This window comes from Streptomyces sp. AcH 505 (genome assembly GCF_000818175.1).
Taxonomy (GTDB): Bacteria; Actinomycetota; Actinomycetes; order Streptomycetales; family Streptomycetaceae; genus Streptomyces.
Map to the genome: position 1 here is coordinate 2,091,573 of NZ_JTIY01000001.1, position 8,583 is coordinate 2,100,155.

8 protein-coding genes are annotated in these 8,583 nt (G+C 71.5%); 5 read left to right on the plus strand and 3 right to left on the minus strand.

The window, feature by feature from the left end; translation table 11 throughout:
• On the minus strand, positions 1 to 304 hold a 304-nt coding region (locus HY68_RS09675; RefSeq protein ID WP_041986972.1), incomplete at its 3' end, for a TetR/AcrR family transcriptional regulator.
• A 121-nt stretch (positions 305 to 425) separates the two neighbouring features.
• On the opposite strand from HY68_RS09675, the gene clpX reads away from it, so the two are divergent.
• Positions 426 to 1,742 carry an ATP-dependent Clp protease ATP-binding subunit ClpX gene (gene clpX / locus HY68_RS09680; protein ID WP_041986974.1) on the plus strand — a complete coding sequence of 439 codons (1,317 nt, stop codon included), beginning with the start codon at positions 426 to 428 and terminating at the stop codon, positions 1,740 to 1,742.
• Entirely contained in the window at positions 1,742 to 2,842 is a 1,101-nt protein-coding gene (locus HY68_RS09685; protein ID WP_041986976.1) for a mechanosensitive ion channel family protein, read from the plus strand. Before clpX ends, HY68_RS09685 begins: the two co-directional genes overlap by 1 nt.
• Here the strand turns inward: HY68_RS09685 and HY68_RS09690 are convergent.
• Both HY68_RS09690 and HY68_RS09695 read right to left on the minus strand, forming a co-directional pair.
• The gene (locus HY68_RS09690; RefSeq protein WP_041995539.1) at positions 2,790 to 3,584 is read right to left on the minus strand and encodes an FHA domain-containing protein; all 795 of its coding nucleotides are present in this window, start codon (positions 3,582 to 3,584) and stop codon (positions 2,790 to 2,792) included. The genes HY68_RS09685 and HY68_RS09690 overlap by 53 nt on opposite strands.
• The gene (locus HY68_RS09695; RefSeq protein WP_041986978.1) at positions 3,581 to 5,527 is read right to left on the minus strand and encodes a serine/threonine-protein kinase; all 1,947 of its coding nucleotides are present in this window, start codon (positions 5,525 to 5,527) and stop codon (positions 3,581 to 3,583) included. The genes HY68_RS09690 and HY68_RS09695 overlap by 4 nt, the downstream gene beginning before the upstream one ends.
• 170 nt (positions 5,528 to 5,697) lie before the next feature.
• On the opposite strand from HY68_RS09695, the gene HY68_RS09700 reads away from it, so the two are divergent.
• From HY68_RS09700 to HY68_RS43635, 3 genes are all read left to right on the plus strand, one after another.
• Positions 5,698 to 6,687 carry a serine/threonine-protein kinase gene (locus tag HY68_RS09700; protein ID WP_052457057.1) on the plus strand — a complete coding sequence of 330 codons (990 nt, stop codon included), beginning with the start codon at positions 5,698 to 5,700 and terminating at the stop codon, positions 6,685 to 6,687.
• On the plus strand, positions 6,684 to 8,339 hold the full coding sequence (locus HY68_RS09705; RefSeq protein WP_041986980.1) for a hypothetical protein: 1,656 nt from the start codon (positions 6,684 to 6,686) through the stop codon (positions 8,337 to 8,339). The genes HY68_RS09700 and HY68_RS09705 overlap by 4 nt, the downstream gene beginning before the upstream one ends.
• Positions 8,336 to 8,583, plus strand: a 248-nt coding sequence (locus HY68_RS43635) for a hypothetical protein (RefSeq protein WP_198533241.1), incomplete at its 3' end; no start/stop codon positions are given. The genes HY68_RS09705 and HY68_RS43635, both read left to right, overlap by 4 nt.

Below are 8,583 nucleotides of genomic sequence, written 5' to 3' on the forward strand. Positions count from 1 at the left end.
GCAGCCGCGCCACCCAGGCGCGGGCGAGCGCGCCGAGCGCCTCGCCGAGGGTGCGGCCGGGTTCGGGCCGTGGCGCCGCGGGTGCGCGTTCGGTACGCTCGGCCCGCTCCGCGAGCACGGCGAAGTACAGCCCGCGCTTGCCGGGGAAGTTGGAGTACACGGCGCCACGGGTCAGACCGGCCCGTTCCGCGATACGGTCCACCTTGGCGTCACGAAAGCCGCTGTCGGCGAACTCCCCCTCGGCGGCTGCCAGTACCCTGGCCCTGTTGCGCTCCTGCAGCTCCGCCCTGCTGAGCCGACCCATCACCCTCACACTCACCAATCGATCCGCCCGTCATCCTCCAGATGGTAACGTCATATGTTCTGAGCATTCAGAGCCGTCCGGACCCTCGCGGTCCGCACAACCGTTGAGGAGACGTTTCCGAGTGGCACGTATCGGTGACGGCGGCGACCTGCTGAAGTGCACGTTCTGCGGGAAGAGCCAGAAGCAGGTCAAGAAACTGATCGCGGGCCCCAGCCCGTTGTGCATCTGCGACGAATGCGTCGGGCTCTGCAACGAACTGATCGAGGAGGAGCCGGACGCGCTCGCGGGCGGCGACCGGGACGGCGAGGGCGCGGGGCCGCACGAGACCCCGAAGCCCATGGAGATCCATGAGTTCCTCGGTCAGTACGTCATCGGCCAGGACAGCGCCAAGAAGGCACTCGCCGTCGCGGTCTACAACCACTACAAGCGGCTGCGTTCGCTGGCCGCTTCCAACGGCCGACACGCGGCGAAGCAGGACACGATCGAGCTGGGCAAGTCGAACATCCTGCTGCTCGGCCCGACCGGCTGCGGAAAAACGTATCTGGTGCAGACGCTCGCCCGGATGCTCGACGTACCGTTCGCCATCGCCGACGCCACGGCGCTGACCGAGGCGGGGTACGTCGGTGAGGACGTCGAGAACATCCTGCTGAAGCTGATCCAGGCCGCCGACAACGATGTGGAGAAGGCCCAGACCGGCATCATCTACATCGACGAGATCGACAAGGTCGCGCGCAGGAGCGAGGGCCCCTCGATCACCCGTGACGTGTCGGGCGAGGGCGTGCAGCAGGCGCTGCTGAAGATGCTGGAAGGCACGACGGCCAACGTGCCGCCGCAGGGCGGCAGGAAGCATCCGCAGCAGGAGTTCATCCAGATCGACACGACGAACGTGCTGTTCATCGTCGGCGGCGCCTTCGCCGGCCTTGAGCAGATCATCGAACAGCGGGTCAGCCACCGGGGCATCGGCTTCGGCGGCGCCGTCAGCAGCCAGGAGGAGCGGGAGGCGCGCGACACGTTCGCCGAGGTCATGCCCGCCGACCTGCTGAAGTTCGGCCTCATCCCGGAGCTCGTCGGCCGGTTGCCGGTGATCACGACCGTACGGCCCCTGGACGGCGCCGCGTTGAAGCGGATCCTCACCGAGCCGCGCAACGCGCTCATCAAGCAGTACCAGCGGCTCTTCGAAATCGACGGTGTGGAGCTGGAGTTCACCGACGACGCGGTCGAGGCCATCGCCGAACAGGCGCTGCTGCGCCGCACCGGCGCGCGGGCCGCCCGGACCATCCTCGAAGAGGTCCTGCTCAATGTGATGTACGAGGTACCGAGCCGCGACGACGTCGCGCGTGTCGTGGTCGACCGCGACACCGTGCTCGACAACGTGAACCCGACACTCGTACCGCGCGGCAGGCCGCCGAAGCGGGAGCACCAGGAGAAGTCAGCGTAGTGACCCGCGAGATCACCTGGCACGACATGGCCATCGCCGTCGCTGCCGTCCTCATCGGTCTGGCCGCCGGTGTGCTGCTGCGGATCGCGCTGCGCTGGCTCGGCGAGCGGGCGAGCGCCACCCGGTGGGGCGGCGACGACATCGTCGTCTCCGCGCTCCGTACGCTCGCGCCGTGGGCCGCGCTCGCGATCGGCGGTTCGGCCGCAGCCGCGGCGCTGCCGCTGACCGCCACGGTCGGCCACCGCGTCAATCAGGTCATGATCGCGGTCGTCATCCTGGCCGCCACCTTCGCCACCGCCGGTGTGATCGCCGACCTCGTGAAGTCGGTGACGCTGTCGCGCTCGGCCGTCGCCGGATCGGCCTCGATCTTCGTCAACATCACCCGGCTCACCGTGCTGGCGATCGGTGTGATGGTGCTGCTCCAGACGCTCGGCGTCTCGGTCGCGCCGCTGATAACGGCCCTCGGGGTGGGCGGTCTCGCGGTCGCGCTGGCGCTCCAGGACACCCTGGCCAACCTCTTCGCCGGCGTGCACATACTCGTGTCGAAGACGGTGCAGCCCGGCGACTACATCGAGCTGAGCAGCGGCGAGGACGGCTATGTCATCGACATCAACTGGCGCAACACCGTGGTGCGTCAGCTCTCCGACAACTTGGTGATCATCCCGAACTCCAAGCTCGCGGGCACGATCATGACCAACTACCACCGGCCCGAGCAGCAGATGGGGCTGCTCATCCAGGCGGCGGTGGGGTACGGGAGCGATCTCGGCCAGGTCGAGCAGGTGACCATAGAGGTCGCGACGAAGGTGATGGCGGAGGTGACCGGCGGGGTCGCCGACTACGAACCGTCCGTGCGCTTCCACACGTTCACGGAGTCCGGTGTCGGCTTCACGGTGATACTGCGCGCGCTGGAGTTCAGTGACCAGTATCTGATCAGGCACGAGTTCATCAAGCAGCTGCACATGCGGTACCGCGCCGAGGGGATCGAACTCCCGGTGCCCGGCCGGTCCGTTGTCGTGCACGAGCGCGTCACCATCGCTCAGGACCAGGTCACAGCTCAAGCCCGTCCAGCAGTGCCAGGTCCGGCGGCACCAGCGTCGTAGAGAGCAGAAGCTCCCGCAGGAGGTGGTCGTTGAGGGTGTTGCCGACCGGCTCGCCGACCTCCTCGCGGGTCAGCCACGGCACCCCGTCGCGGGAGAGCCGTATCCGCACGGCTGTCACCAGCCGCTCCACGCGTTTGGCGTTCCAGCCCGCGTCCGGCTGAAGCTCCGTCAGCTGGGCGGCCGTCTCCTTCCAAGTCAGCGGCTGCGGACGCAGATCGTGCAGCAGATAGCGGCGGCCGAGGACGACCAGGGCCAGCCGCTCGTCGTCGGTGAGCACCCAACTCCTCGGCGGGCGGGTGATGTCGGCGGGCAGCGGGACAGGCGTCGCGCCTTCCGGGCCCGCCACGAAGACCTCCAGCAGGTGCTCCCGGTGCTGCGAACCCCGCACGAACAAGGGGGTGTAGCCGGGGCCGAGCGGCAGCGGGTCCTCGTCCTTGAACAGCAGTCTGGCCCCTTCGAGCCGGATCGGGACCCGGCCGTGGTTGCTGACCCACCACTGTCCCTGCCGGTGGGTGAGCGTGCCGTGGTGCCGGCTGACCAGCGAGTCGTCCTCCCCCAGACACACATGGACCTCGGGCCGGTTACGCCCGAAGATCACCTCGCGCCCCTCGCCGGGACCGAGCCGCATACCGCCGGTCAGCGCCAGCGCGAACACGGTGCCCGGCGCCGTCGCTGGCACACCCCGGGCCAGACTCCCGTACGTGGCGGGCAGCTTGCTGCCTCCCTCGACGCGTGCCGTCATGACGCCGCCTTCGGCAGGGCGGCAGCGGCGGCCGCCGCCAGCCGCTCCGTGCCGCCGCACAGCTTGTCGACCGTGCCGGGGCCCGAGAGCGTGAGCTGTACCAGCTCCACCTTGGTCTCGCCGGTGATGTCCTGGTAGGTGCGGTTCACGATCCGTACGGTGCAGCTCTCGTCGCCGTCGAACTCCGGTGACACGACCGCCTGGTGGCCGGCGAGTTCGGTGGGCCTGCCCTCGTCGGCGTCCAGCGGACCGTCGTGGTCGAAGCGCAGGTCCACGTCGTTGTCGTCGGCGGTGTCGCTCCACCGGCACTCCCAGTTGCCGAAACCGGCGTCCGGACGGGCCACATCGACCCCCGGCAGGGTCCGGGTGAGGACGGTGGCGCTCAGCAGCCCGCAGGCGTCGACATGGGCGAGCGAGCCCGGGACAGCCGCCAACGGACGCCGTGGCACAGGGCCCTTGGCCAGTACGGCGACGGCGTGCCGCGTCGCGGCCTCGGCCATGGCGCACAGATCGGGTGCGCTGTCGCCGGTCTGCCGGGCCATGATCTGGATGTAGTTGCCGTCAGGGAGACCCAGGGTCGTGTCGCACTCGTCGCCGTCGAGCGGTTCTCTGGCAACGGTCAGATTCCCGGACTTCTCCGCGCGGACATGCGGCCCTATCTCCGTCTCCGTGCCGATGAAGGTGACGGCGACATCCGTCTCCGCGTCGGCTCCGCCGCCCTTGTCCCCCTGCCCCTTCCCCGACACGACGATGTCGCAGCGGTCGAAGTTGCCGTACGCGGGGTCGAGTTCGGTGTCGCCGAAGGAGTCGAGCGACGCGGTGTCGAGCAGGGCGCAGGGGTCGGCGGTACGCGCCTCGCCGAGGGTGCCGGCGGCCACCGGCTCCGTACGCGGATGCGCGGTGGCGCCCACGCCCGGAGCCGCCCCGGACCCCGCGCCGCCGGAACCGCCGCCGCCCGGCCCGTCGGAGCCGCCAGGCCAGAACAGCAGCGCACCCGTGACCACGGCGGCGACAGCCACCGCGGCACCGGCCGCGAACAGCACGCGCCGCCGGGCCGGAAGGACGGGTAACGGCGGCAGGGACAGCGGGACATGGCGGCCGGTACCGCCGCGCAGCCGCAGGATCTCCTCCGACGGCGGGGCGACCGCCTCCAGCAGCTTCCTGGTCTCGACCGCCGTCGGCCGTGCCTTGGGGTCGCGGCGCAGCAACGCCGTCAGCGGTTCGGTGAGCCCGTCCGCCCTGCTCGGCGCCTCGATGTGCCCTTCGAGCGCCCGCCCGATGTACGCCATCGGGCTGCCGGCCTCCCCGTACGGCGAATGGCCTTCGACGGCGGCGAACAGCGAGGCGCCGAGGGAGAACCGGTCGGACTCGCGGCTGACCGCGGCGCCCCGCGCCACCTCGGGGGCGATGTAGCGGGGTTTGCCCGGCACCCCGCCCGTCGGGTCCTGCGTCGCGTCGCTCCACAGCGCGCGGGCGATGCCGAAGTCGGTGAGCTTCGCGACCCCTTCGTCGGTGACGAGGATGTTCTCCGGTGTGACGTCGCCGTGCACCACGCCCTTGGCGTGCGCGGCCGCCAGCGCGTCCGCGATCTGCCAGCCGATGGCGGCGACCCGCTCGGGGCTCAACAGGCCTTCGGCCTGGACGATTTGGGCCAGGCTGCGCGAGGGGACGTACTCCATGACGAGCCAGCACCGGGTTTCGTCGTCGACGTGGTCGAAGACCGACACGATGTGCGGATGGTGCAGCCGGGCCGCCGTACGCGCCTCGCTCCTGAGCCGTCTCGCGGCGTCCGCGTCCTCCACCCGCGCGCACTTGACGGCGACCTGACGGTCGAGCTTCGCGTCGTGCGCCCGCCACACGATGCCCATCCCGCCGGCGCCGATGCGCTCCTTGAGGAGGTACCGCCCGGCGACCTTGTCCCCGGCTTCTGCCAAAACCCGCACAGCGTCACTCCATTGCACGCATCGTGCTCCGGCGTCGGAGCGTAACGCACCGGTGACGCCGTAGAAAGCGGTTCCCCGGATCGCCCCCGACCGGTTACCGGGACCGGTCCCGGCGGGCCGGACCTAGCCTTCGCGCCGTACAGCCCGCCACGAGTGGAGAGGACGGCGCGATGCGGCCCGGCGGTTCCGGTCATTCCCCCGTTCCCCCTCCGCCGACCCCGCACGGCGGCCGTCCGCTGCTCGCCGACGGCCGGCGCACCCGTGCGGGTCATGTGGTGGAACGCTTCCTGGGCGAGGGCGCCTACGCCGAGGTCTACCGCGTACGCCACCCGTACCTGGGGCGGCAGGCGATGAAGGTCTTCAAGCGGACGGGCAGCGCCGCGCTGGTCGAGGAAATGCTCGCGGAGGCCGTCCTGTTGTCCCGGATCGGCCATCCGAACATCGTCCGTGTCTTCGACGCGGGCACGGTCACCACGGTGTTGGGCGAGCGGGGCTACTTCACGATGGAGTACGTCGCGGGCGGCACGCTCGAACGCTTCCGTACCGCGCACGAGGAGCGGACCGGCGCCGTACCGGTGGCCGACGTGGCGCGGATCCTGCACCAGGTCAGCTCGGGTCTCGCCGTCGCACACGCGGCGCACCCACCGATCGTGCACCGCGACATCACCACGCAGAACATCCTGATCGGCTACGACGGGGACGACAACGGCCCCGGCGAGGGGCTGCGGGCGCGCCTCGGCGACTTCGGCCTCGCGACGCACACCAACCCCGTCACCGAACTGGCCAGCGCCCAGGGAGTCCTGGCGTTCAAGCCGCCCGAGACGCTGCTGGGATTCCGGGGGGATTCCCGCACGGGTGACGTCTGGGCGCTGGGCGTCGTCGGCTATCTGCTGCTGACCGGCCACTTCCCGTACCCGAAGGGCCTCGCGGGCTGGATCGCCGGTACGTACCGGCGCGCGCCGCCCGAGCCGCCGCGCGAACTCAACCCGGAAGTGGACGAGTCGTTGGAGCGGATCGTGCTGGGCGCCCTGCGGCTGGAGCGCGAGCAGCGGACGCCCGACGCGGGCGCGCTGGCAGCGCAGTTCGCGCGCCGGGACGCGGAACGGTCAGCGCAGTCGCACCAGTCGCACCAGTCGTCAGAGAGGAGTAGCGGGACATGAGCACACCCGGGGACGACCTGCACCCCGTCCTGGACCGGATCTCTGGCGCCGATCTCTACCGCAACAACGCCTTCCGCGTCACGGGACTCGCGTCGGACGCGACACCCGCGCAGATCCGCCGCGCACGCGAGGAGGCCGTCCTGGCCAGCCGGCTGGCCGCGCCGACGCGCGGCCCGGTCCACGACCCGGCGCGGGCCCCGGATCCGGATCCGGCGCGGGACCCGTCCGGGGCAACTCCCGCCACCGCGCCGCCGGCGACCGAATCGGTGCGGGCCGCGTACGAGACGATGCGCGACCCGGTCGCCCGGCTCGTCCACGAACTGCTGTGGCTGTGGCGCTCGGACGAGCCCGGCCGCCCGCTCTCCGTCGAGCACGACCTGGCGGTCCGTACCCACCGCGAGGCCGTCGAGATTGAGGAAGCGGGCCCGTACCCGCCCGGCTCCGAAGCGATCAGGGCACTGGACGAGCTGTGGGCGCGGGGCCTCGCCGCCTGGGCCTCGGTGCTGGCGTCGCGCGAGTTCTGGGACCACGCCAAACGGCGGGTCACCGACATCGGCGATCCCCGGCTGACCACCGGGACCGTACGGCGGCTACGCGACCGACTGCCCCGCCATCTCGCCTCCGTGAGCGCCGAGTTCGCCCTGCGCGCCGTGCGGACCGGGAGCGAGGGCGCCGGGCACCGGCTGGTGACACTGCTGCGTGACTCGCCCCTGCCCGACGACGCCGTGGCCGACGCGCTGCGCGAGGTGGTCCGCCCGGCGGAGCGGGCCGTCCGTACGGCCTGCGACGCCGCGCGCGAGAAGGCGCGGGCGGACGAGGACGGGGCGGGCGCCGCAGGCAACGAGCTGCTGGAGAAGGCCGACGAACCAATGCGTACGGTACGGGCGTTGCTGGGCGCCGAAGCGACGCTCGCCGGCGCGCTCAGCGAGGAACTGGCCGTCGTGCTCAACCAGTGCGCCGTCACCCACTACAACGCGGACCACCCGCCGGGCATCTCGCTCGGACTGCTGCGCCGGGCAGAGGAGTTCGCCCGCGACCCCAGGACGCGGGAGCTGGTCGCGACCAACAAGAAGGGCGTCGAGGCCAGTGTGGGGGCCGCCGTTCCGACCGGACCCTCGCCCGATCTGTTCCCGTACTTGCAGGCGATGTGCCGGCGCGGCAGGGTCGAGCGGGCCGCCGGCCATCTGCGGGCCCTGGCGTCTGCGGTCGCTCCGCGCGACCGCACCATGTCCCGGCAGTTGCGGGACCTGGCCACCGACCGCAGGAGCGTCGCCGCGCCGGTACGGGGCGAGCCCTTCATCGGCTCGGTCGCGGGCTGCGGCGTACGCCCACGGCGCTCGGCGGGCCCCGACGCGCACGGCGTGCTGTGCGCCACGTACATGCTCACCTTGCTGTACGTACCGGTCTTCCCGATCGCCGCGTATCTGATGAACGGCGACGGCATCCACGCCAAGGTGCCGGTGAGTGCCGCCGCGCGCTGGTGGCGACGGCTGCTGCTGGTCCTGGCGCCCTGGCTGGTGCTGCTGCCGTTCATCGGAGCGCCCACCGCCATGGGCTTCGTCATGCTCTCGCTGCTCGCGCTGAACGTGACGCTGGTGTCCCTGCGCAAGCACCGGGTCAGCACGCTGCGGCGCTACCAGGCGGCACGGTGAAACGCGACCGCGCAGGCGACGGCGACCGCGAGGCGCCTCGGGCCGGGCTGCGCGGGCGGCTGCGACAGCGGCACTTCCCGCCGGAGTTCCGTATCCCCCCGGAGGCCCATCAGTCACCGCCGCGCCCCGAACTCCCCTCCCCGCGCGTCGGGTCGGCGCCCCAGGACGCGGTACCCCACCCGCCCGACGCGGCGCTGGCCGATCTCGCCACCCAGCTGTGGCGGCTCGGCAAGAAGCTCACCGA